The organism is Luteimonas sp. GW821-FHT14E02 (genome assembly GCF_058803905.1).
The window spans coordinates 432,338-454,883 of sequence record NZ_JBXAPK010000002.1 but is presented as its reverse complement, the minus strand read 5'-3'; the positions used below and the strand labels follow the sequence as shown (position 1 = coordinate 454,883).

Below are 22,546 nucleotides of genomic sequence, written 5' to 3'. Positions count from 1 at the left end.
GACTTGCTCATGGAACGTTCGGAGCTGTCGTCGATGTCGATAAGACGTCGATGAAACGCAGCCCCCCACTCCCCACAGAGAACTCCATATGAAATCCCCACTTCGTACTCTAGCTCTCGGCCTCGCTCTTGCCCTATCCGCCGGTGCCGCGCAGGCCACAGAATTGCTCAACGTTTCCTACGATCCAACCCGCGAACTGTACGCGGACTACGACAAGGCCTTCGCCGCACACTGGAAGCAGCAGACCGGCGAAACGCTCGAGATCCGCGCCTCGCACGGCGGCTCCGGCAAGCAGGCGCGCGCCGTGATCGACGGGCTCGAAGCCGACGTGGTCACGCTCGCGCTCGCCGCCGACATCGATGCGATCGTCGACAACGGCAAACTGCTGCCCGCCAACTGGCAGAGCCGCCTGCCGCACAACAGCGCGCCCTACACGTCCACCATCGTCTTCCTGGTGCGCAAGGGCAATCCCAAGCAGATCAAGGACTGGGGCGATCTGATCAAGCCCGGCATCGGCGTGATCACACCGAACCCGAAGACCTCCGGCGGCGCGCGCTGGAACTATCTCGCCGCCTGGGCCTGGGCCTCTGCGCAATATCGCGACGGCGCCAAGGTGCTGGACTATCTCTCCAGGCTGTTCAAGAACGTGCCCGTGCTGGATACCGGCGCGCGCGGATCGACCACGACGTTCGTCGAGCGCGGCATCGGCGACGTGCTGATCGCGTGGGAAAACGAAGCCCTGCTCACGCTCGGCGACGCCGATACGCGCGGCAAGTTCGAGATCGTCGTGCCCAGCCTCAGCATCAAGGCCGAGCCGCCGGTGGCGTGGGTCGACAAGAATGTCGACAGGCACGGCACGCGCAAGCAGGCCGAAGCGTATCTGCAATGGTTGTATTCGCCGGAAGGACAACGCCTGGTCGCACGCTACGGCTACCGCCCGGCGGAGCCGGACAAAGTCGACAAGGCGGAGCTGTCGAGGTTTCCCGCGGTGAAACAGGTGACCATCGACAACGCCTTCGGCGGCTGGAAGAAAGCGCAGAAGGAACATTTCGCCGACGGTGGATTCTTCGATCAGATCTACAAGCCGGCGAAGTGAAATTGTTCCCCCTCTCCCGCGAATGGATGAGGGGGGAAGCGGATGCTCGCAAACCGTTTTTCCTGACGTCCAGATCATCGCAAGGAATTTTTTGACGCTCCGGACATGACCGCCTCCTCTCTCTCCCTACCCGCTCTTTCTCCCATGCGCCTGCGCAGGCCGCTGCCGGGCTTCGGCCTGAGCCTGGGGCTGGGCCTGGCCTGGCTCGGCTTGATCGTGATGCTGCCGCTGGCGGCGCTGGCGATCCGCGCCGCCGGACTCGGCACCGACGGCTGGCTGCGCGCGATCCACGACGAACGCGTGCAGGCGGCGTTGAAGCTCAGCTTCGGCACCGCGCTCGTCGCCGCCCTGATCGCCTCGCTCGCCGGCGCGCTGATCGCCTGGGTGCTGGTGCGTTACCGCTTCCCCGGCCGGCGCCTGTTCGATGCCGTCGTCGACCTACCGTTCGCGCTGCCCACGGCCGTGGCCGGCATCGCGCTCACCGCGCTGTATTCGCAGACCGGCTGGGTCGGCCGCTGGCTGGAGCCGCACGGCATCCACATCGCCTACACCTCCACCGGCATCGTGATCGCACTGGTCTTCATCGGCCTGCCGTTCGCGGTGCGCACCGCGCAACCGGTGCTGGAAACACTCGGGCGCGAACAGGAAGACGCCGCCGCCTCGCTCGGCGCTTCGCGCTTCACCACGCTGCGGCGCGTGATCCTGCCGGAACTGTTACCGGCACTGCTTACCGGCTTCTCCCTCGCCTTCGCGCGCGGACTTGGCGAATACGGCTCGGTGATCTTCATCGCCGGCAACAAGCCCTACCAGACGGAAATCGCACCGCTGCTGATCACCATCCGCCTGGAGGAATACGACTACAACGGCGCCATCGCCATCGCCGCGCTGCTGCTGGCGGCCTCGTTCCTGTGCCTGCTGGCAATCAATGCGATCCCGACACTGTTCGCGCATGAACGCAAAGGACGCCGCGATGTCTGAACACGATCATCTGCAAGGACCCGTCTGGCTGCGCTGGGGATTGATCGCGCTGGCGCTGCTGGTCATGGTGCTGCTGCTGGTGCTGCCGCTGGCAATGGTGCTGGGCGCGGCGTTCGCGAAGGGCGTCGATGTCTGGTTCGCGGCGTTGAAGGAGCCGGACGCGGTTTCGGCGCTGAAACTCACGCTGTTTACCGCCGCGATCGTGATTCCACTCAATGCGGTATTCGGCGTGTTCACGGCCTGGGCGGTGACGCGCTTCGAATTCCCAGGCAAGCGCGTGCTGATGGCATTGATCGACCTGCCCTTCGCGGTGTCTCCCGTGGTCGCCGGTCTGTGCCTGGTGCTCTTGTTCAGCACCAGCCACGGCTGGTTCGGGGAATGGCTGAGCGATCACGGCTACAAGATTCTTTTCGCGCGGCCCGGCATCGTGCTGGCCACACTGTTCATCACCTTCCCGTTCGTGGTGCGCGAGCTGATCCCGCTGATGCAGCAGCAAGGCAGCGATGAGGAAATCGCCGCGCGCTCGCTCGGTGCCAGCGCCTGGACCATGTTCTTCCGCGTCACCCTGCCCAACATCAAGTGGGGCCTGCTGTACGGCGTTCTGCTGTGCGGTGCGCGCGCGATGGGCGAATTCGGCGCGGTGTCCGTGGTCTCCGGCCATATTCGCGGTCTCACCAACACGCTGCCGCTGCACATCGAGATCCTCTACAACGAATTCAACGGCACCGCCGCGTTCGCCGTGGCCTCGCTGCTCGCGGGGCTGGCGCTGATCACACTGGTGCTCAAGTTCTGGCTCGAAGCCCGCCACGGCGATGCCCTGGCGCAATCCCATCGTCGACATTGATCCCGGGCATCCGCATGGCTTTCGTCAACATCATTCCCCTCGAACCGCCGACGGATGCACCGGCAGGCGCAATCGTTCATGATGAACGTATGGTCGATTCTCCGAAACACGGCGTTTCGCTGCATCTGCACGGCATCAGCAAACGCTACGCCAACAACGTTACCGCGCTCGACGCCGTGAGCCTGGACATCGCCTCCGGCGAGCTGGTCGCCCTGCTCGGCCCGTCCGGTTCCGGCAAGACCACCCTGCTGCGCGTGATCGCGGGGCTGCTGCATCCCGACAACGGCCGCCTACTGTTCGGCGACACCGACGCCACGCGCCTGCGCCTGCGCGAGCGCAACGTCGGCTTCGTGTTCCAGCATTACGCCCTGTTCAAGCACATGACCGTGGCGGAGAACGTCGCCTTCGGCCTGCGCAGCCGCCCCTGGCGCAAGCGGCCGAAGCGCGCCGTGATCGCGCAGCGCGTGCAGGAACTGCTGACACTGATCCAGTTGCCCGATCACGGCTTACGCTATCCCGAGCAACTGTCGGGCGGCCAGAAGCAGCGCGTCGCGCTGGCACGCGCGCTGGCCATCGATCCCACCGTGCTGCTGCTCGACGAACCGTTCGGCGCACTCGACGCCAAGGTGCGCATCGAACTGCGGCGCTGGCTGCGCAAGCTGCATGAGCAGACCGGACAGACCACTGTTTTCGTCACCCACGACCAAGACGAGGCGCTGGAACTGGCCGACCGCGTGGTGGTGCTGCGCGACGGCCGAATCGAGCAGGTCGGCACGCCGGAAGACATCTACGCGGCGCCGGCATCGGCCTACGTTTTCGAATTCATCGGCCGCGCCAACGTGATCGAAGGCCAGGTCGCGAACGGTGTGTTCTCGGTCCAGGATCAATCTTGGCATCTGCCCGCCGACGATCTGGTCGAAGGCGCGGCGAAGCTGTACGTGCGGCCGCACGATTTCGTCATCGCGCCCACGGGTGAAGGCCTGCTGCGCGGCCATGTCGTCGCCGCGCACCGGCTCGCCGATCGCATCGTCGTCGAAGTGGCACTGCCCGAGCGTTCGCGCACGCTCGAGATCGATCTCGTCGCCACGCCCAGCATCGAGGTGCCGGCACCTGGCAGCGAAGTGGGATTGCGCCCGCTACGTTTCCGGATTTTCCCCGCGCCCGAAGATCAGAACGGCGGCGCGTGACGGATGAAGGGGCTGTAGCCCGGCGCTTCCGGTTTCAGTTGCCTGCGCTCGTCCACGCCTGCGCTACGAACGCCCGTAGACGTCCTCGTAACGCACGATATCGTCCTCGCCGAGATAACTGCCGGATTGCACCTCGATCACTTCCAGCACCTCAGAACCCGGGTTCTCCAGCCGGTGCCGTGCGCCCAGCGGAATATAGGTGGACTGGTTCGGATGCAGATCGAACACGTCGTTGTCGCGCGTGATGCGCGCGGTGCCGCGCACCACGATCCAATGTTCGGCACGGTGCTTGTGCGATTGCAGTGACAATCGCGCGCCCGGCTTGACCTTGATGCGCTTGACCTGGAAGCCGTCGTCGGCATCGATGGAATCGTAGCTGCCCCAGGGCCGGTGCACCTCGCGATGCAGGACCGCATGGCTGCGCTGATCGGCCTTGAGCTTCGCCACCACGTCCTTGACCTGCTGCACGCGATCCTTGCGCGCCACCAGCACGGCATCGTCGGTTTCCACCACCACCAGATCGTCGACGCCGACCAGCGCCACCAGCCGTCGCGCATAGGCGTAGCTGTTGCGCGTGTCCACCGCGATCACGTCACCGTGATGCGCATTGCCGTCACCGTCCTGCTCGCTGACTTCCCACAGCGCCGACCACGAACCGACGTCATTCCAGCCGATATCCACCGGCAGCACCATCGCGTGATCGGTTTTCTCCATCACCGCATAGTCGATGGAGTCCGAGGGACTGGCGGCGAATGCTTCCTTGTCGAGGCGGATGAAGTCGCCGTCGTCCTTGGCCGTTTCGAAGGCGCGACGCACCGCGACGAGGATATCGGGACGGAAGCGCTCCAGCTCAGCCAGATAACGCGAAGCGCGGAACAGGAACATGCCGCTGTTCCAGTAGTAGCCGCCAGCGTCCAGATAGCCCTGCGCCGTGGCGGCATCGGGCTTCTCGACGAAACGAAGCACGCGGCGCACGCCGGTGCCTTCAGCGTCGGCCTGGATGTAGCCGAATCCCGTCTCCGGGGCTTCCGGCACGATTCCGAACGTGATCAGCGCATCTCCCGCGACGGCCGCGGCGGTTTCGACCGCGCGCCTGAACGCCTGCGCGTCACGCACCACGTGATCGGAAGGCAGCACCAGCAGCAGCGGATCGTCGCCACCGGCCATCGCCTGCAATGCCGCCGCCGCGATCGCGGGCGCGGTGTTGCGCCCCACCGGTTCGAGCAGGATCGCGGCATGTTCCACCCCGACCAGCCGGAGCTGCTCGGCGGCAAGGAAACGGTGCTCCTCGTTGGCCACCACGATCGGCGCGGCGGCGGCCAGCGGCGCCACGCGCTCCCACGTGTCCTGCAGCATCGTCCGCTCGCCAACCAGCGCCAGGAACTGCTTGGGATAGGCCTCGCGCGACAATGGCCATAGGCGCGTCCCCGACCCTCCCGACAGCAGAACCGGTTGCACGCGTGGATTTGCTGAACTCATCGACCATCTCGCCCGTTGCGTGCCGGGAGTTTACCCTGTTGCACGTCCACAAGAGGCCGTCCCCCTTGCCACACTCCGCCATACCGCGCGACCAGCAGCGCCTCGATTGGGCCCGGGCCGCCACCGGTCACGATGCGCTCGATCTGCAACGCGCATCGGTCGACGCGGGCTTCCGCAGCTATTGGCGCGCCACCGCCGACGGCCAAACCTCGACGCCCTCGATGACCTGGATCGTCATGGACTCGCCTCCCGACAAGGAGGACGCCCGTCCCTGGCTGCGCATGCGCGAGTTGCTCACGGCCGGTGGCGTGCGCGTGCCGGAGGTGCTGGCGCAGGATGTCGAGCATGGCTTCCTGCTGCTCGAAGACCTCGGCGGCCCGACGCTCGCGCAGATCTTGAACGAAGACAATGCCGATGCACATTTCGACGCCGCGATCGAACAGCTGTTGCGGCTGCAGTCGATCACGCCACCATCCGATATCGGCAGCTTCGGTGAAGCATTGCTGCAACGCGATGCGGGGCTATTCGAAGAATGGTTCCTCGGACGCCATCTCGGGCTGCAGTTGGACTGCGGCGACAGCGATCGCCTGGAACTCGTGCAACGCCGCCTGATGGACAACGCACTGGGGCAGAAACGCGTGCTCGCCCATCGCGACTACATGCCGCGCAATCTGATGCCCGTGTCCGACGGACCGGCCGTGCTGGATTTCCAGGATCTGGTCAGCGGTCCGATCGCCTACGACCCGGTCAGTCTGTTCAAGGACGCTTTCCTCAGCTGGCCGCTGGCGCGCGTGGATGGCTGGCTCGCGCGCTATCACGCGCGCGCGGCGGCGGCCGGACTTCCCGTGCCTGCCCTTGACGTCTTCATGCGCGATGCCGACTGGCTCGGCGTGCAGCGCCATCTCAAGATCCTCGGCATCTTCTCGCGATTGCATCATCGCGATGGCAAGTCGCGCTACATCGCCGATGCGCCGCGCTTCATCGCTTATCTCGACGAAGTGCTCCCGCGACATCCGCAGCTGCATCCGCTCATCGAGCTGATCGAGACGCGGGTGAAGCCGGCCATGCGCGCGGGTGTCGCCGCATGAAGGCGTTGATCTTCGCCGCCGGGCTCGGCGAACGCATGCGTCCGCTCACCGAGACCACACCGAAACCGCTGCTGGTTGCGGGCGGGAAGCCACTGATCGTCTGGCATCTGGAGAAGCTGGCGGCTTGCGGCATCCGTGACGTCGTCATCAACACATCGTGGCTGTCCGAGCAGTTCCCGCGCACGCTGGGCGATGGCACGCACTGGGGATTGCGCATCACGTATTCCTACGAAGGCGGGAAGCCGCTGGAAACCGGCGGCGGCATGCTGCATGCACTGCCTTCGCTCGGCGCGGAACCATTCCTGCTGGTCAACGGCGATATCTGGACTGATTTCGATTTCACCTCACTGCCGTCGTCGCCATCGGGATTGGCGCATCTGGTCATGGTGGATGCCCCCCGTTATGCCGCGCAGGGAGATTTCTCGCTCGGCGACGATGGGCTGGTGCGCGCGGAAGGCGGCGAGAAGCTGACCTATGCCGGGATCGGCGTCTATCGCCCGGAAATGCTCGATGGTTGGCGCGAGATCATCGGTGCGGCGCCAGGCACCGAACGGACGCCACCGGCTTTCAAACTCGCACCGCTGTTGCGCGCCGCGATGGCGGACGGAAAAATTTCCGGAGAGCATCATCGCGGCGCCTGGACCGATGTCGGCACGCCGGAACGGCTGCGACAACTCGATGCATCGCTCACCATGCACGGCGAAAGTACGTCAAGCCGACAATAATCGGTTTGGAATTCCGAGAAGAACGGATCACGGATTCGTCCGCGCGGTGAAGCCTCCCGCGCGAATCGGGCGACGCGACTTCGAACCGTCGCGCTTCCATTACAACTTCTTCTTCGCAACGCCGACCACCGATCTGCAACGCAGGAAGGCGGCAATGCCCTACCTCCGCGTCATTTCGATTCGTTATCTGAAAAGTAGAAGGGCGCGTTAGGGTGATGCGCGTCAAATGCGTTCTGTGTAAGGGGACGCGAAGAACCGAGAGTCGAGCGTCACTCGTTCACTCTTTACCAGTATGGGAATCACTCGATGAAGAAGTTGTCTAAACGGAAATTCGCCGTTCTCGGACTCGTCGCCGCGTGCGCCGGCGTCCTGGTCATCGCGCGCCAGCCGGTTGCGCAATCACCGATGATCGGCACGCAACAAGGTCCTCTCGCCACCAACAGCAATACCTACAGCGGGCTGCTGTCGCCGACATCGCAACCCGCCACATATTCGACTCCGACGCCACGCAATTCCGCGCAAGCGAAACTCGGTGCCGGCCAATTGTTGCAGGCAGTGCAATTGTTTGCGCAGAACCAGAGCGGTATCGCGCCCTCGTCGCAGAGCGGCGCATCGTCACGCACGCCTCGAAGCGGGACATCCCGCGCATCGATCGCGGCGCAGATCGCCGCGCTCGACGCGGCCGGCATCCCGCTGGATTTCCGTGACGGCGAAAAGGTCAAGATCAACATCAATCTGGGACTGCCCCTCGAGGAACTCCAGAATCCCAGCCTGCTCGATCGCGCCACCTCCGCGCTGCGCGAGACCTTGCACTCCGCCGGCCTGGAAGCGCAAAAAATCAACGGCTCGCCCAGCCTCGAGGCCAAGGTGCCGTTGGCGCAGCTGGAATGGGTGGCCAGTCTCGATCCGGTCTCACAGGTCTCGCTGATGGCGATGCCGCAAACGGTCGCCTTCACCGACGGCGCCGATGCGAGCAACCTCGACAAGCTGCGCTCGCTCGGCAATTACGATCAGCTGGCGGCGGGACTGCGCCGCGATCTCAAAGGCGAAGGCTTGACCATCGCGGTATTCGATCAGTTCATTGATTCCAGCGGGGAGATCAAGAAACTGCAGGACGCGAACGAATGGCCCAAGAACACTACTGCGGTGCCCGACAAGGTCACACTAACCAAGCCGACCGGGAGCGCATTCGGATTCGCCGACTACCGGGGCAAGCATGGCAATGCCGTCATCGAGATCGTCTACGACATCGCCCCGGAAGCCAAATACCGCATCTACGATGCCGGCTACACCGCCGATTGGGTGGCCGGCATCCAGGATGCGGCCAACCTCAACTCGCGCAACGAACCACAGGGAGAACCCCGCGCGCAGGTGATCACCGCTTCGCAAGGATCGCCTCTGCTCGCGCCGGGCGACGGCACCGCAACCGGCAGCAGCAAACTCAAGGGGCTGTACGATGCGCTTGAGGCGGCCGCGCGCAACGGCGTACTCGTGCTCAATGCCGCCGGCAACGAGGCCGATGGCAAATACTGGGACGGCGCCAGCACCGCCGGGGCCGGCGTCAATGTGGCGCAGGATTTCGATACCGGCAATCTCGACGCCAACGGCCAACCGATCCTCGACGCCGTCAACCGGGTGCGCAACTCCCAATTCGCCGACTGCGTCCCGGTCGGTTCGACAATCCGCGCCAACGATGGCTTCGCGCAAATCAAGGTGAGTCTGGCCTGGAACGATTGGACCCGCGCCGACAACACCACCGATGCGGATTACAAGCTCGAATTGGTGTACTGGGGCGATGAGGTCCGCAACTGGCTGGGCCAGGTCACGCAGATGGCAGGCTGGAGAGTGCTGAACACCTCCGACACCGCGCAGACCGGCCAACCCGGCCAGGAACCTACCGAAAACCTCAATGTACAGCTTGGTGCCGGAACCAAGACTTCGCAGTGCAATGGCGTTTTCAATTGGGCTGGCGCCGGTTTCGCAGGCGGCGGCAAGTTTGGCGTTCGCGTGGTGCGCAAAACCGCCAACGCGAGCAATTTCCTGCGGTTGTCCGCTGCCGGCTACAACGGTCATTTCGGATATTCGCAGTCGGCACGCTCGTTGATTCACCCGGCCGACCTGGCCAGCGTCGTCACGGTGGCGGCCCTGGATGCGGCGACCTCGAACCTGGAGGCCTACAGTTCGCGCGGCCCGGTGCTCGCCGCCGGCGGTGCGCAACCAGCGGGTCAGGCCGAAGGCAATGCCAAGCCCGACCTGGCCAACTTCGCCAACGTCGATACCGTGTCTTATGGCGACAATACGTTCAACGGCACGTCGTCCGCGACACCGCACGCGGCCGCATTGGCGTTACTCGGCTTGCAGCATCAGCGCCAGCTCACCAACGCAACGGTGCCGGCACCGTTGCCGGCGGATGCGACCGCGCAGCAGAAAGCCGATCGCACAGCCTTGTTGAAGCAGCGCAACGTCGACCTGTCCGACTCGACCTACGACTCGCTGGTCTACGTCGCCAACACTGGCGGCAACGATCTGGGTGACGCGGGATTCGACGCCAGCTACGGCCATGGCCGCCTCAAGTTCCACGACCAGGCGGAAGCCTGCTTCCTGGCGGCGACCTATGACGCCAAGTACCGTTCGCTGCTGCCGGCGCAGCTCAGCCCGCTCCCCGAAGGGCAGAAGAGCTACGACCAGCTGCAGACCGAGAACAGCACGCTCTGCGCGGCCGTGGCCGCCGGCGACGCAATTGCGCCGACAGCGGTGGATTGATTGAACCACTGAAGCGCATGACGTCCGCGCCGCTGCGGGGCGGCGCGGGCTCTCTCCTCAGCACCGGGGGAATCTCCGGTGCTTTTTTTATTCGGACGATCGGGCGATCGGCGGGCGATGGAGCGACACTCCCGTCTCAGTCCGCGTGCTTGCATGCGGCGGCATCAGGCGGAAGAATCCGCGGCGAACATCCATCATGCCGGTCCATACAATGATCGCGAACTCGATTTCGACCAGAAAATTCCTCAGCCTGATCCCTGGCTCACCGATACCGTGGCGCCGGAATTCATCGACTGGCCCGCACAGGAGTGACGCATGCGTTTGAGCGCACAGCAAGGAGACATCACCAGGCTCGCGCTCGATGCGATCGTCAACGCGGCCAATTCCTCGCTGCTGGGCGGCGGTGGCGTGGACGGGGCGATCCATCGTGCGGCCGGTCCCGATCTCGTGGCGGAATGCCGTCTCCTGCACGGCTGCAAGACCGGAGAGGCCAAACTCACGCGCGGCCATCGCCTGCCGGCGAAATACGTGATCCACACGGTCGGCCCGGTCTGGCGCGGCGGCAACGATGGCGAGCCGGAATTGCTGGCGTCGTGCTACCGGCGCTCGCTCGAAGTCGCGGCGAAGCATGACATCGTCAGCATTGCCTTCCCGTGCATCAGCACCGGCATCTTTGGATATCCGCCAGAGCCGGCGGCTCGCATCGCCATCGCGACGGTGCGCGAAACGCTGGCGTCGCTCGATGCGATCGAGGAAGTGGCGTTCTGTTGTTTCTCGGCGAGTGATCTGGCGCTCTACCGCGAGCTTCTTGCTGAGGCCTAGAGATAATCGTCATTCCCGCGAAGGCGGGAATGACGACGGTGGAGCGACAGCGGCTTAATCGATCCCCAAGGTCTGGCGCAGGAACGGCACGGTGATGCGCCGCTGCGCCGCGAGCGAGGCGCGATCGAGCGTATCCAGCAGCGCGGCCAGGCTGGCCAGGTCGCGATCGACGCGCTTGAGCAGCCAGTCGATCGCCGCATCCTCGATCACCAGGCCGCGGCGCTGTGCGCGAAGACGCAGCATCTCGCGCCGACCGGCGTCGTCGAGCGTCGTCAGCATGATGCGCGTGCACTGGGAGAGTCGCGAACGCAGATCCGGCAGGAGCAGTCCCAACGCATCCGGCGCTTTGCGCGCGGTGTAGAGCACGGCCTTGCCGGCGTCGAAGGCGCGGTTGTGGAAATCGAATAGCGCAACCTCGTCGTTGCGATCACCGGCGATGATGTCGAGTCCGTCGAGCGCGATCAGATCGTTGTCATGCAGGGACGCGAGCGCATCCCGCAGTCTTCCCGCAGCCACCATCAACGGCAGATAAGCGCTGCGTCGCCCCGCGGATTCGGCCGCGGCGCAGGCGGCCAGCGCGAGGTGGGTCTTGCCCGATCCAGCGCTTCCAGTGAGATAGAGTCCGCGCACAACCGCCCCATCCGCCGCGCGATCGCCGTCCACACCCGACGACATCGCCCGCAACAGCGGCAGCGCGCCCTCGGGCGCGGCGACGAAGGTCTCGAAACGCTGATCCGGCGGATAACGCAAGGCCAGGGGCAGTTGCGCGCCCTGCCCCGCGTTCGCTCCCGACTTCGGACCTGAAGCCGACCGGCTCACGCCTGATCGCCGTCCTTGCCGTCGTTGGAAGGTTTGGCGCTGTCCTGAGCGATGACGCCACTTTCAGCGGGCGCTTCCGGCATCACGATCGTCGGCGCATCGCCGGCGTACAGGCGGCTGTGCGTGTAGCGTTCGTGCGCATAGCGCAGTAGCACGTTGGCGACCGCCGCCACCGGCAGCGCCAGCAGCATGCCGAGGAAGCCGAACAACTGCCCGCCCGCGAGCACGGCGAAGATCACTGCCACCGGATGCAGGCCGATGCGATCACCGACCAGTTTCGGCGTCAGCCAATAGCTCTCGATGATCTGGCCGATGCCGAACACTGCCAGCACGCCCGCCACGTGCTTCCAGTCGCCGTACTGCACCAGCGCGGCGATCACGCCGAACACCACGCCGCTGACCGGGCCGAGATACGGCACGAAGGTGAGCAGGCCGGCGACGATGCCGATCAGCAGGCCCAGATCGAGCCCCACCGCCCACAGACCGAAGCCGTACATCGCGCCAAGAATCAGCATCACCGTGAACTGGCCGCGCAGGAAACCGCCGAGCATGCTGCTGGATTCGTTGGCCAGCCGCGAAACGGTGCTCAGGTGCGCGCGCGGCACCAGCGCGGCGACGCGCTCGATGAAGACGTCCCAGTCACGCAGGAAGAAGAACGTCAGCACCGGGATCAGCACGATGTTGGCCATCCATGCGAACAGCGCGAAGCCCGAACGCGACAGATAGCCGAGCGCGGTGGTGGCGATGCCGCCAGCGCGCTCCCAATGCGTGCGGACCTGCTCGATCAGGTATTCCGGATCGAGCCAGGTGGCGATCTCCAGGCCGGTGCGATGCTCGATCCACGGCACGGCGGTGTAGATGAACCAGTCGCGATACTGGGGCAGCGATTCGACCAGGGTGAGGATCTGGCGCTGGATGGTCGGCACCAGGATCACCAGCAGCAAGGCCAGCAACAACGCCATCAGCGTGAACACCAGGATCACCGCGGTGTTGCGCGAGCGGCCACGGCGCTCGAGCCAGTCGACCAACGGATCGCCCAGCCAGCCCAGCAGCGCGGCGACCACGAACGGCGTGAGCACGGGGCCGAGCAGCCAGATCAGCCAGCCGGCGGCGAGCGCCACCAGCGCCCACTGCAGCCGCTTCAGGAACAGCGCGATGTCGTCCATGGCTTCGGTGTGCATGGTCGAGGTCTCAGCGCAAGGTGAACACGACAGGTGCGACGATCGGGCCCGTCGCTTCGCCTTCCGGACTGCTGACTTCGACCAGCGCGCCGTCGCTGCCGAGCATGCGCCGGAATCCGGGCAGGCCGGTCAGCAGGTCGAGATCGACCTCCAGCCCTTCCGGCGTCGCCCGTACCGGCGTCACGCCGCGCACCACCGATATGCCCTGCAGGATGGCGGTCAGGCGGATGTAGTCGTCGGCGCTGCGCAGGCCGGTGAAGACGACGCGATACTTGCCCGGCTGCCCGGCGGCGCTGCGCTTGGCGTATTTCTTCATCAGCGCGTCGGCCGCGCCATCAGCGCCGTTGGCCATCGCCTGGCGCGCATCGCCCTCGTTGCCGCTCCACTTCGACAGCACGCGGCCGTTGTCGACGAAGACCCAGTCGGCGGTCCAGCCGCCCTTGTCGCGATAGAGCTTGCCGATCAGCTGCATCGGCGGGCTGTAGCGCGCCGACAGGCGCGCGATGGCGGCGGTGTCGCCGCGCCAGATCGCGCCCACGGCGGCCTGCTCGGCGGCGCTGCCGGAAGGCAGGCCGAGGCGGTAGCCGCGCTCGATCGCCCGCTGCAGCACCGAGCGGGCGACGTTGTTCTGCGCCAGCCCCACCAGCCGCGCGCCCGAGCCGTCGTCGATCGCCAGCCACAGCACCGGCTTCGGCCGCGGCTCCGGCCAGACCGGCAGCCCCAGGGCCGAGGCGATACCGTCCACGTCCGCCTGTTTGAAGCGCACCACCAGCGTGGTGCGGTAGGTCGGCGTGCCGTTGGGGGTGGCGCCCTCGTCCTGGCGGTAGTCGTAGGTGTCGACGAAATCCCTGGCGCGGCGCAATTCCTTGCCCACGCCGGGGCGGGAGGGCGCGCCACGGTCGCCGGAGAGCTTGCTCAGCACCTGCGCCAGCGCGCGGGCGAAGGCGCCGTTGCGGGCGGCATCGGTCTGGTCCTTCACCGGCACTTCGGCCTCGTAGACGCCCTGCGCCGCCGCGCGATCGCCTTCCACGCGCTGGGCCTGGGCAGTGCTGGCCACGCATAACGTAGCCGCCAGCAACCACTTCCAATGTCCCGTGAACCGGAATGCCAGACGCATCATTCGTCCTTCAGCCAAAGAATTCGGATGAAATGGTAGCGCAGCCGCCTCTTCAGCCGCGATTTCGGCGCCTGCGCCCGCTGTGGCGCTGTTAAAATTCGAGGTTTCCCGCCTCAGCGACCGCCGTGACGACTCCCAGCCCCCTCACCTACCGCGATGCGGGCGTCGATATCGACGCCGGCAACGAAGTCGTCGAACGCATCAAGCCGCTGGTCAAGCGCAGCTTCCGCCCCGAGGTGATGGGCGGGCTGGGCGGCTTCGGCGCGCTGTTCGACCTGTCGAACAAGTATCGCGAACCGGTGCTGGTCTCCGGCACCGACGGCGTCGGCACCAAGCTCAAGCTCGCCCAGCAGCTGAACCGCCACGACACCATCGGCATCGACCTGGTCGGCATGTGCGTGAACGACGTGCTGGTGCAGGGCGCCGAGCCGCTGTTCTTCCTCGACTATTTCGCCACCGGCAAGCTCGACGTCGACACCACCGTGGCCGTGGTCGGCGGCATCGCCAGAGGCTGCGAACTGGCCGGCTGCGCGCTGATCGGCGGCGAGACCGCCGAGATGCCCGACATGTATCCGCCGGGCGAGTACGACCTCGCCGGCTTCACCGTCGGCGCGGTGGAAAAATCGCAGCTGCTCGACGGCAGCCAGGTGGCCAAGGGCGACATGCTGATCGGCATCGCCTCCAGCGGGCCGCATTCCAACGGCTATTCGCTGATCCGCCGCATCTATGACCGCGCCGGACGCCCCGCCGATCTCGACGTCGGCGGCGTCAAGCTCGTCGACGCGCTGATGGCGCCCACCACGCTGTACGTGAAGCCGATCCTGGAACTGCTGCGCGGCGAACTCAGCCCGCACCTCCACGCCATGGCGCACATCACCGGCGGTGGCCTCACCGAGAACATCATCCGCGTCGTGCCCGACGGCCTCGGCCTCGACATCACCGCCTCCACGCTGACACTGCCGCCGGTCTTCGACTGGCTGCAACGCGAAGGCGCGGTGCCGGATGTCGAAATGTGGCGCACCTTCAACTGCGGCATCGGCTTCGTGCTGATCACCTCGGCGGACAGCGCCGCCGCAATCGAGGCCGAACTCGATCGCCTGGCGCTGGCGCACCGGCGCATCGGCGAAGTGGTCGCCGCTCGCGGAGACGAGCGCGTCAGGATCGGATAAGGGCATCCCGGGGCGGCTCGCATCGCCCCGATCTCCCCGACACCCGCATCCGAACCGGCGCGAAATCTTCCCATCTCGTCCCGGTTTCATCCCCAAACGTTCCTGTCCCCGGCGCCGCCATCTGGCTAGCGTCGATAGCCATCCGGCGCGCCGCGCCGGAGGGTTTCTTCGAACAGGAAGGGGGTTCCCATGTTAGGCAATGGAGATGGCATTTCCCGGTTGCGGCGTTCGCTCGCCGTCGCCGCGGCCAGCGGGCTGCTGCTGGCGTCCTCGCTCGCGCAGGCGAGCTTCGAGAGTCATTACGGCGAGAAGGAATGGCGCGACGGCGGTGAAGACGTCAAGGCCGTGCGTTATTGCAAAGGTGGCGGTTCGGTCGTCGCGGGCACGCGGCACTCGCCCGATGGCGCGAGCGAAGTCCTGGTCGTCCACGCCGATGACAACGGCGCGGTCATCCCGCCCGCGCAATGGACCTATCGCATCGCCGGCGCGGAGAAGTCCAGCGCCTACGGCATCGTCGAACTGCAGGACGGCCGTGGATTCGCCATCACCGGCGCCGTGAACACGGGCGATGGCAGCCAGATCTTCGTCCTGCAGATCAATTGCGAAGGCAAGCCGCTCTGGACCACCCTGCTTGCCAATCGCAGTGACAAGGACCGCGCGACGGGCTACGACATCCTGCAGAGCGCCAGCAAGGGCGATGTGGTCGTGGTCGGCGACGAACTCGACAGCGACGGCGGCCTCGGACGCGGACGCATCGCGCGCCTGGACCTGTCCGGCGGCGTGCTCTGGGATCAGGGCTACGACGGACCGGAGACCGGTCTTGGTCTGCGCTTCCGCGCGGTGACCGAGAATCTGTCCAACAGCGGCGCCTCCACCGATCTGGTCGTGGCGGGTTCCGCCATCGACAAGAACAATCTGCGCCGCGCCCTGATGTTCCGCACCGATGGCGGCGGCAATCCGCTGTGCGATTCGATCCTCGGCGACGGCCAGGATCATCGTGATTTCCTCGGCCTCACCGCGCTGAGCACGCCGAATTTCCTCGGCGAGACGGTGCTGGTCGGTGTCGTGTCCGGGCTGGATGAAGGGGCGCCGACGAGTGCCTATCTGGCGCGCTACACGCGTGGTGGTTGCCTGGCGCGAGTCCAGAGTGTCGTTTCCGACATCGGCAACGTCTATGCCTACGATGTCGCGGAAACGCCCGAGCTGGGCACCAGCGGCAGCGCGCTCGCCGTCGTCGGCACGATCAGCAATGCGAGTGCCGGCACGCGCGGCCATCTGTTCGTCGCCAACATCAGCAATCTGCTGTTCAACATCGCCCCGCCGCGGCTGTACGGCAACAAGCTCAAGCATACCGAAACGCTGTTCGCGATCGATCGCAAGTCCGATCACTTCGTTCTGGCCGGCAGCACGTTCAGCGATCCTGAGCATGTCGGCGATTCGCAGGACTTCTTCCTCGTGCAAACCGATACCGGCATGTGGACCGGATGTACCGACCCCTGGAATCCCGAAGTGAAGGCATCGACACCGAATCCGAAGAACTTCCCGCCTCGCGTCGAGAAGATCGTCGAGTTCAAGCAGACGGATAGTGCATTAGGCGAAGCGCACGATGCCGGCATCGTCTGCGATCCCACCAAGGACTGCGAGGCGGTGATCAACAACGGCACGGTGAAACTCGGCGTGTCCAAGACCGGCTACCTCAACGTCGATTGCCCGGACGCCAAGCCATCCATCGGGCGTGCCAGCACCACGCGCGTCGGCTTGCGCTATATGAAGTCGCCGCCATCGGGAACCGATGAAGCGGATGCCGCCTCGCCGGGCTGCCCTTGCGAGGGTTGGGGCGTGGCCGCCGCCGATCTCGGCGTCACCGCGCACACCTCGATGTGGGAAGGCACCAGCGCCAACATGATCGTCGATGTGTTCACCTACACGACGAGCGACGCGACTTCCGTGGTGCGGATCCTCGGCGCCTCGGGTGGTCCGGTGCTCCGCGTCACCCATCGCTACATTCCGATCACGGTCACGCCGTACCTGTATCGCGTGGAAGTGAAGATCGAGAACATCGGCACGAAGGCCATCAACGATCTGCGCTACACCCGCGGCATCGACTACGACGTACCGCCGAATGCCTTCTCCGAGTACATCACCATTCAAGGCGCGGGTTCGCCGATGGTGATCCAGGCGAACGACGACGGCTTTAATTCGGTCGACCCGCTCGCGCCCAACTTCAACTTCGGCGGCGTGGGCAACTTCATCGACTGGGGCGCCGGCGATTACGGCGCTCACTTCGACTTCAAGCTCGCTGGCACGCTGAATCCGGGGCAGACGCGCGGCCTGATCACCTATTACGGCGCGGCGCCGAAGGAAACTGCGGCCCTCAATGCCCTCAGCCTGGTCGGCGCGAACATCTACTCGCTCGGCCAGAGCAACTGGAGCGGCGGACCGTTCGGTTCCGGCGGCGGCCCGACCGGATCCTATGGCTATACGACCGGCGAGCCGGTGACGTTCATGTACGGCGTCGACGGACGCGAACGATAAGGCATCGCTTCCGCACTCCGGCATCGTGCCGGAGTGCGGCTGACGCTGCGCAGCAAGGAAGGACGGCTCGAAGCACGCTTCGAGCCGTCATCGTTTCAGTCCTTCATCAACGCCCGGCCCCACCCGTGCGCGAGCACCGCATCGATGCGTCGCTGCAGGTCGGCGCGCACGCACTGCTCCAGCGCGCACTCGTTCAGCACGTAATAGGCCGATCGCACGACTTCGCGCCAGCGCGGGTGGCGCGGCAGTTTCGCCAACGCCAGATAGCGCTCCATGGCGCGGGCGCGCAGGCGACCGTCGTCGATCGTGACGCGCCAGATGCGGCTCTTCTCCGCGAACTCGAGCCGGCGCAATCCCGTGCTGCGTTCCCATGCCTCGACCACGCCCAACATCAACTCGACGAGCGCGTAGCGGAACGATTCGCACGTATCCGCATCGCCTGCCGACGAAGCGGTCGTTGCCGCCACGACTTCCCGCGTCATACCCGCACCGGCGAGGGGAACGGCAACCGTCACCTCGGTTACGGCACGCAGGCGCCGCCTCCCCTGCACGTGGGCGGCCGAAGTACCCGCGAGAACCCATCGCCATGTCTTCATGCACCGCGTCCCTGGTTCGTCGCGATCGAAATCGCGGCGGCAATTGTTGTTCGGAGTCCCTAATCAACTCGCGAAACGATATTGCAACCCGACACGCTGTCCAGGAACGGGCGATACATTTTTCCGAAAGGAGACGCGGCAATCGCGTCTCCCCGGCATCGGATCACCTTTACTGCGTGATGAATGCCTTGTACGGCAAGGGCAGCGGCGATGCCCAGATCGCTGAATACGGGCAGTCGTTGCGCGCCGGCAATCCCTTGAAGCGATTGGCCAGATAGTTCAACGCGGGCAAGGCACCTTCTGCTTCACCCGCGATGTGCACCAATCCGATCAGCGGCACCGGCGTGAAGGTGCGCATCACCTCCACCGGAACGCCCTCGCGGCAGTATTGCAGCGCGAGATCGTTGTCGGCCTTCACCGGAACGAGTTCGTCGAACTCGTCGTGATAATTGAGGATCGGCACGGTCCGCGGCGCGCGCTTTCCGGCGAGCGTGTTGATCCCGAAGATGTACTTGCCGGCCTTCGACTCCGGCACGGGCACCCACGGCTCGACGGTGAACATTTCCAGCGGCGCCAGCACGGGACGCTTGAGGATGCCTTCGATCAGGGTTTCATCCTGCGCGGAATCGATCAGCTGCTTGCCCGCGGGATTGAGGTACTCGTAGATTCCCGCCTCCGGGAATGCGCGATTCAAACCGGCGATCGCCGTCACCAGCAGACTGCCGGCGACGAATTTGCCGTTGTTGTTGTAATACATCTGCACCAAGTCAGACGCCGCGCTCGCACCGACCGCGGCACCCTTGACGTTCAACTCCGGCGCATACGATTCCTTCAGATAGGCGGCCCAGCCGGTGGCATGGCCGCCGCCGGAATAACCCCACAAACCGACCGGCGTGTTGGACGCCAATCCGGCCGGCGCATAGTTCAACACCGCGCGCACGCCGTCGAGCACGCCGTGCCCGGCCTGCGGACCGGCGATGAACTGCGCGTGCGGGCCCTCGTAGTCCGGATAAACGATCGCGTAGCCATAAGCCAGCGCAGGCAGCGAGAGCGACACCTCGAAGGTCGGATTGGCCAGCGCACCCGCGCTCAGCAGCCCGGCGCGCAGAGTGTAGGAAGGCGCGGCGCGCGTGGTGGTGGAATCCTGCGCCACCTGGAACGCGATCAGCGGACGTGGCCCGCTGCCGATCCACGGCCCTTGCGGCACCAGCACCGTCGCCACCTGCGCGGTCGGCTGGTCGTGGCTGTCGAGCGACTTGTACAGCACCTGATAGGCGTTGATCTTCAGATTCTTGAGTTGCTCGAACCACGGAAAGAATTTCTCGGCCGAGCCGCCGAGCTCGCTCAGCACATCCGTGGACAGAAACGGCAGTAGATATTGCGCATTGATCGTCCTGTCGCGAAGCACCGTGCCATTGGGCAACGACTCGTAACCGGATGGCGGAACGTAGAACGGATCGTTGTCCGGCAACGGCACGACTTCGGCATGCGCCGGATTCGCCGCAACGCCGATCAATCCGAAGATCAAGGCAAACGCCCATGCGGTGAACCCGGCATGACGGCGCACAAACCGATCGCCGCGCGCACGATGCGCCGGCTGGATGACAACACTCATCGCTTACCCTCCCGAGGTAATGGCACTCCGGCCTGCTTGTATCCAGATGTATACCTAGCAAGCAGGCATGCCTGGCGCAACCGGCAGGCGACGAGCGGTCCCGGCATGGCCCGATCTGCACATCGTCCTGTCCTATCATGCTGGCCCCTTCCCGTCGGCCGCTGCATGCCCCGTTCTCTGCGTCTCGCCGTGCTCGCTTCCGGGCGCGGCAGCAATCTGCAGGCCCTGATCGACGCGATCGCCGAGGGCGAACTCGCGGCCGAGATCGTCGGCGTGTATTCCGACAAGGCCGACGCCGTCGCCTTGCAGCGCGCGCGCGGCGCAGGCATTCCCGCGCATGCGATCACGCCGAAACAGTTCGCCACGCGCGCCGAATTCGATGCCGCGCTGTTCGCGCGGATCGACGCGGCGACGCCCGACCTGATCGTCTGCGCCGGCTACATGCGCCTGATCACTGCGGACGTCGTCGACGCCAGGCGCGGGCGCATCATCAACATCCACCCTTCGCTGCTGCCGGCGTTCAAGGGCCTGCACACGCACGCGCAGGCGCTGGCGGCGGGCGTGTCCGAGCACGGCGCCAGCGTGCATTTCGTCACCGCCGATCTGGATGGCGGCCCGGTGATCGCACAGGCGCGGGTGCCGGTCCTGCCGGGCGACAGCGTGGAAACCCTCTCCGCCCGTGTTTTGGCCCAGGAACATCCCTTGCTGCTGGAAACCGTCCGGTGGCTGGCCGCGGGGCGGATCGTCCTGGCCGAAACCGGCGCCTCAGATGCCGGCGCTGCTGAAGCCCCCATTCATGTCGATGGTGCACCGCACCCGCCGCTTCAGCTGGCATCCAACCGCCGCTTTGCATGATGGCCGCCAAGCTTTCGAAGACGCCCCCATGAAACCCCTCATGCTGACCGCGGCCCTCGCCCTCGCGGCATGGCTGCCCGGCAGCCACGCCCAGGAAGTCGCGCCCGCGCCGGCATCCGCCTCCACGCCGGTCTCCACGCCCGTGCCGGAGACCACCGCGACGACGCCGCCCGAACTGCAGCCGTTCGTGGCCAGCTACCAGGCCTACAACGCCGGCAAACTGGCCGGAAACGCCACCATGCGCGTCGTCCACAACGGCGGCACGCAGTGGCGCGCGGATCTGGGCATCGAGGGTAATCGCGGCTTCATCGGCATCCTCGGGCTGAACATCCAGCAGAGCACGGTGTTCGACGACATCGACAACCGTTATCGCCCGCTCACCCAGAGCACGGTGCGCAAGGGCCTGTTCCTGGGCAAGAAGGTCCTGGGGGTGTACGACTGGAACGCGCACAGCGCGCAGTGGCAGGGCGATCTCAAGAAAGACCGCCGCAAACCCATTCCCCTGCAGGATGGCGACATGAACGGCCTGCTGATCGACCTCGCCATCATCCGTGATGCCCAACCCGGCAAACGCCTGCAATACCGCTTCGTTGAACTCGGCCGCGCCCGTGACCATATCTACGAAGTAGCCAAAGAACCGGAAACCGTGGCCGTCGGCGAACTGAGCTATTCCGCCCTGCGCGTTTCACGCGTCAACGGTGGCAACGACGAGACCATCTTCTGGGTCGCCGACGGCGTACCGACCCCGGTACGCATCCTGCAGCGCGAAAACGGCGAGGACGGCATCGATCTTCGCCTGACCGAATACCAAGGAGTGAACTGATGTCCCTCAGCCTGTCCCCCAAGAAGCATTCCATCGCCGCCGCCACGCTCGCCCTCGTGTTCGCCAGCGCGCCTGTCTTCGCCGTCAAGCCGTTCTCGGCCGACTATCAGGCCAGCTACATGGGCATCGCCGGCGTCGGCAAGATGACGCTCGAACCGCAAGGCGGCGACAAGTGGAAGTACACGCTGTCGGTCGGCAGCGGCGGCATCCAGCTCAACCAGAACACCGTGTTCGAGGACAAGGGCGGGCAACTGCGTCCCCTGTCCGGCCGCGACTCGGCGCTGCTGCTGATCAAGAAAAGCGACAAGACCGCGAACTACGACTGGGACAAGGGCGTCGCCACCTGGGGCGGCGACGTGAAGCCCGAGCGCACCGGCCCGGTGAAGCTGCAGTCGGGCGACGTCGACAGCCTGTTGCTGAATCTCGCCATCGCCCGCGACGTGGCGGCCGGCAAACCGCTCAACTACCGTCTGGTCGACGAGGGCCGCGTCAAGCAGGTCAGCTTCAAGGTCGCGGGCAAGGAAGCGATCACGATCGGCGGCCAGCCGAAGCAGGCCACGAAAGTGGTGCAGACCAATACCGATGGCAAGCAGATCACCGCCTGGGTCGTCGACGGCATGCCCGTGCCGGCGCGCATCCTGCAGCGCAAGGACGGCAAGGACGACATCGATCTGCAGGTGAAGTCCGTGCACTGAGCACACCCAACCAGCCTGCGTCATTCCCGGCGGAGCCCGATGCATTCGGGCTCCGCTTTTTTATGGCTCGCATCTGCCGACCTAGGGCAAGCCCCAGGTGTTTTTAGGGTCAGCCCTAGCTTGGTAGTGCGATCCCGGTTCGAGACGATAACGACATCC

20 protein-coding genes are annotated in these 22,546 nt (G+C 65.5%); 14 read left to right on the top strand and 6 right to left on the bottom strand.

Annotation, left to right across the window (positions count from 1 at the left end):
* The first annotated feature begins 88 nt into the window (after window positions 1-88).
* From AC1RNP_RS05065 to AC1RNP_RS05050, 4 genes are all read left to right on the top strand, one after another.
* Window positions 89-1,096, top strand: a complete 1,008-nt coding sequence (locus AC1RNP_RS05065) for a sulfate ABC transporter substrate-binding protein (RefSeq protein WP_493050156.1) — start codon at window positions 89-91, stop codon at window positions 1,094-1,096.
* A 105-nt stretch (window positions 1,097-1,201) separates the two neighbouring features.
* Entirely contained in the window at window positions 1,202-2,074 is an 873-nt protein-coding gene (gene cysT, locus AC1RNP_RS05060; protein WP_493050155.1) for a sulfate ABC transporter permease subunit CysT, read from the top strand.
* Window positions 2,067-2,918 (top strand): sulfate ABC transporter permease subunit CysW, encoded by an 852-nt coding sequence (cysW, locus tag AC1RNP_RS05055; RefSeq protein WP_493050154.1) that lies wholly within the window; start codon window positions 2,067-2,069, stop codon window positions 2,916-2,918. Before cysT ends, cysW begins: the two co-directional genes overlap by 8 nt.
* A gap of 89 nt (window positions 2,919-3,007) precedes the next feature.
* Complete coding sequence (locus AC1RNP_RS05050; RefSeq protein ID WP_493050153.1) at window positions 3,008-4,105, top strand: sulfate/molybdate ABC transporter ATP-binding protein; 1,098 nt, start codon at window positions 3,008-3,010, stop codon at window positions 4,103-4,105.
* A 63-nt stretch (window positions 4,106-4,168) separates the two neighbouring features.
* Here AC1RNP_RS05050 and AC1RNP_RS05045 read toward each other — a convergent pair whose 3' ends face one another.
* Window positions 4,169-5,584 carry a mannose-1-phosphate guanylyltransferase/mannose-6-phosphate isomerase gene (locus tag AC1RNP_RS05045; RefSeq protein ID WP_493050152.1) on the bottom strand — a complete coding sequence of 472 codons (1,416 nt, stop codon included), beginning with the start codon at window positions 5,582-5,584 and terminating at the stop codon, window positions 4,169-4,171.
* Between the two features lie 65 nt (window positions 5,585-5,649).
* Between AC1RNP_RS05045 and AC1RNP_RS05040 the strand changes: the two genes are divergently transcribed.
* The 5 genes from AC1RNP_RS05040 (at window position 5,650) to AC1RNP_RS05020 (ending at window position 10,982) form a co-directional block, all read left to right on the top strand.
* Entirely contained in the window at window positions 5,650-6,672 is a 1,023-nt protein-coding gene (locus tag AC1RNP_RS05040; protein WP_493050151.1) for an aminoglycoside phosphotransferase family protein, read from the top strand.
* Window positions 6,669-7,397, top strand: coding sequence for an N-acetylmuramate alpha-1-phosphate uridylyltransferase MurU (gene murU / locus AC1RNP_RS05035; RefSeq protein ID WP_493050150.1), 729 nt, complete (start codon window positions 6,669-6,671; stop codon window positions 7,395-7,397). Before AC1RNP_RS05040 ends, murU begins: the two co-directional genes overlap by 4 nt.
* A 306-nt stretch (window positions 7,398-7,703) precedes the next feature.
* Window positions 7,704-10,160, top strand: a complete 2,457-nt coding sequence (locus AC1RNP_RS05030; RefSeq protein WP_493050149.1) for a S8 family serine peptidase — start codon at window positions 7,704-7,706, stop codon at window positions 10,158-10,160.
* A gap of 153 nt (window positions 10,161-10,313) precedes the next feature.
* Window positions 10,314-10,472 carry a hypothetical protein gene (locus AC1RNP_RS05025; protein WP_493050148.1) on the top strand — a complete coding sequence of 53 codons (159 nt, stop codon included), beginning with the start codon at window positions 10,314-10,316 and terminating at the stop codon, window positions 10,470-10,472.
* A gap of 3 nt (window positions 10,473-10,475) precedes the next feature.
* The gene (locus AC1RNP_RS05020; protein WP_493050147.1) at window positions 10,476-10,982 is read left to right on the top strand and encodes an O-acetyl-ADP-ribose deacetylase; all 507 of its coding nucleotides are present in this window, start codon (window positions 10,476-10,478) and stop codon (window positions 10,980-10,982) included.
* A 54-nt stretch (window positions 10,983-11,036) separates the two neighbouring features.
* On the opposite strand, the gene hda is transcribed toward AC1RNP_RS05020, so the two are convergent.
* Genes hda through AC1RNP_RS05005 form a run of 3 tightly spaced genes read right to left on the bottom strand, consistent with a single transcriptional unit; the run spans window position 11,037 to window position 14,099 of the window.
* Window positions 11,037-11,801, bottom strand: coding sequence for a DnaA regulatory inactivator Hda (gene hda, locus AC1RNP_RS05015; RefSeq protein WP_493050146.1), 765 nt, complete (start codon window positions 11,799-11,801; stop codon window positions 11,037-11,039).
* Entirely contained in the window at window positions 11,798-12,982 is a 1,185-nt protein-coding gene (locus tag AC1RNP_RS05010; RefSeq protein ID WP_493050145.1) for an AI-2E family transporter, read from the bottom strand. The genes hda and AC1RNP_RS05010 overlap by 4 nt, the downstream gene beginning before the upstream one ends.
* A gap of 10 nt (window positions 12,983-12,992) precedes the next feature.
* On the bottom strand, window positions 12,993-14,099 hold the full coding sequence (locus tag AC1RNP_RS05005) for a DUF2066 domain-containing protein (protein ID WP_493050144.1): 1,107 nt from the start codon (window positions 14,097-14,099) through the stop codon (window positions 12,993-12,995).
* Between the two features lie 125 nt (window positions 14,100-14,224).
* Here AC1RNP_RS05005 and purM point away from each other — a divergent pair, with 125 nt between their 5' ends.
* A complete protein-coding gene (purM, locus tag AC1RNP_RS05000) occupies window positions 14,225-15,268 on the top strand; it encodes a phosphoribosylformylglycinamidine cyclo-ligase (RefSeq protein WP_493050143.1) in 1,044 nt (347 codons plus the stop codon).
* Between the two features lie 189 nt (window positions 15,269-15,457).
* On the top strand, window positions 15,458-17,803 hold the full coding sequence (locus tag AC1RNP_RS04995) for a hypothetical protein (protein WP_493050142.1): 2,346 nt from the start codon (window positions 15,458-15,460) through the stop codon (window positions 17,801-17,803).
* A 95-nt stretch (window positions 17,804-17,898) separates the two neighbouring features.
* Here AC1RNP_RS04995 and AC1RNP_RS04990 read toward each other — a convergent pair whose 3' ends face one another.
* Together AC1RNP_RS04990 and AC1RNP_RS04985 are read right to left on the bottom strand one after the other, a co-directional pair.
* Entirely contained in the window at window positions 17,899-18,399 is a 501-nt protein-coding gene (locus AC1RNP_RS04990) for a hypothetical protein (protein ID WP_493050141.1), read from the bottom strand.
* A gap of 169 nt (window positions 18,400-18,568) precedes the next feature.
* Window positions 18,569-20,014 carry a lipase family protein gene (locus AC1RNP_RS04985; RefSeq protein WP_493050140.1) on the bottom strand — a complete coding sequence of 482 codons (1,446 nt, stop codon included), beginning with the start codon at window positions 20,012-20,014 and terminating at the stop codon, window positions 18,569-18,571.
* A gap of 165 nt (window positions 20,015-20,179) precedes the next feature.
* Between AC1RNP_RS04985 and purN the strand changes: the two genes are divergently transcribed.
* Genes purN through AC1RNP_RS04970 form a run of 3 tightly spaced genes read left to right on the top strand, consistent with a single transcriptional unit; the run spans window position 20,180 to window position 22,387 of the window.
* Complete coding sequence (purN, locus tag AC1RNP_RS04980; protein WP_493050139.1) at window positions 20,180-20,869, top strand: phosphoribosylglycinamide formyltransferase; 690 nt, start codon at window positions 20,180-20,182, stop codon at window positions 20,867-20,869.
* Window positions 20,870-20,897: 28 nt separating this feature from the next.
* Window positions 20,898-21,692, top strand: coding sequence for a DUF3108 domain-containing protein (locus AC1RNP_RS04975; protein ID WP_493050138.1), 795 nt, complete (start codon window positions 20,898-20,900; stop codon window positions 21,690-21,692).
* The gene (locus AC1RNP_RS04970) at window positions 21,692-22,387 is read left to right on the top strand and encodes a DUF3108 domain-containing protein (RefSeq protein WP_493050137.1); all 696 of its coding nucleotides are present in this window, start codon (window positions 21,692-21,694) and stop codon (window positions 22,385-22,387) included. The genes AC1RNP_RS04975 and AC1RNP_RS04970 overlap by 1 nt, the downstream gene beginning before the upstream one ends.
* The last annotated feature ends 159 nt before the right edge of the window (window positions 22,388-22,546 follow it).

What these genes read in the sequence shown, in the direction of transcription:
- cysW (WP_493050154.1), top strand. Translation starts at nt 2,067, where the DNA reads ATGTCTGAACACGATCATCTGCAAGGACCCGTCTGGCTGCGCTGGGGA.
- purN (WP_493050139.1), top strand. Translation starts at nt 20,180, where the DNA reads ATGCCCCGTTCTCTGCGTCTCGCCGTGCTCGCTTCCGGGCGCGGCAGC.
- AC1RNP_RS04985 (WP_493050140.1), bottom strand. Translation starts at nt 20,014, where the DNA reads ATGAGTGTTGTCATCCAGCCGGCGCATCGTGCGCGCGGCGATCGGTTT.
- AC1RNP_RS05050 (WP_493050153.1), top strand. Translation starts at nt 3,008, where the DNA reads ATGGTCGATTCTCCGAAACACGGCGTTTCGCTGCATCTGCACGGCATC.
- AC1RNP_RS05025 (WP_493050148.1), top strand. Translation starts at nt 10,314, where the DNA reads ATGCGGCGGCATCAGGCGGAAGAATCCGCGGCGAACATCCATCATGCC.
- cysT (WP_493050155.1), top strand. Translation starts at nt 1,202, where the DNA reads ATGACCGCCTCCTCTCTCTCCCTACCCGCTCTTTCTCCCATGCGCCTG.
- murU (WP_493050150.1), top strand. Translation starts at nt 6,669, where the DNA reads ATGAAGGCGTTGATCTTCGCCGCCGGGCTCGGCGAACGCATGCGTCCG.
- AC1RNP_RS04995 (WP_493050142.1), top strand. Translation starts at nt 15,458, where the DNA reads ATGTTAGGCAATGGAGATGGCATTTCCCGGTTGCGGCGTTCGCTCGCC.
- AC1RNP_RS04970 (WP_493050137.1), top strand. Translation starts at nt 21,692, where the DNA reads ATGTCCCTCAGCCTGTCCCCCAAGAAGCATTCCATCGCCGCCGCCACG.
- AC1RNP_RS04975 (WP_493050138.1), top strand. Translation starts at nt 20,898, where the DNA reads ATGAAACCCCTCATGCTGACCGCGGCCCTCGCCCTCGCGGCATGGCTG.
- AC1RNP_RS05010 (WP_493050145.1), bottom strand. Translation starts at nt 12,982, where the DNA reads ATGCACACCGAAGCCATGGACGACATCGCGCTGTTCCTGAAGCGGCTG.
- AC1RNP_RS05005 (WP_493050144.1), bottom strand. Translation starts at nt 14,099, where the DNA reads ATGCGTCTGGCATTCCGGTTCACGGGACATTGGAAGTGGTTGCTGGCG.
- AC1RNP_RS05020 (WP_493050147.1), top strand. Translation starts at nt 10,476, where the DNA reads ATGCGTTTGAGCGCACAGCAAGGAGACATCACCAGGCTCGCGCTCGAT.
- AC1RNP_RS05045 (WP_493050152.1), bottom strand. Translation starts at nt 5,584, where the DNA reads ATGAGTTCAGCAAATCCACGCGTGCAACCGGTTCTGCTGTCGGGAGGG.
- AC1RNP_RS05030 (WP_493050149.1), top strand. Translation starts at nt 7,704, where the DNA reads ATGAAGAAGTTGTCTAAACGGAAATTCGCCGTTCTCGGACTCGTCGCC.
- AC1RNP_RS04990 (WP_493050141.1), bottom strand. Translation starts at nt 18,399, where the DNA reads ATGAAGACATGGCGATGGGTTCTCGCGGGTACTTCGGCCGCCCACGTG.
- AC1RNP_RS05065 (WP_493050156.1), top strand. Translation starts at nt 89, where the DNA reads ATGAAATCCCCACTTCGTACTCTAGCTCTCGGCCTCGCTCTTGCCCTA.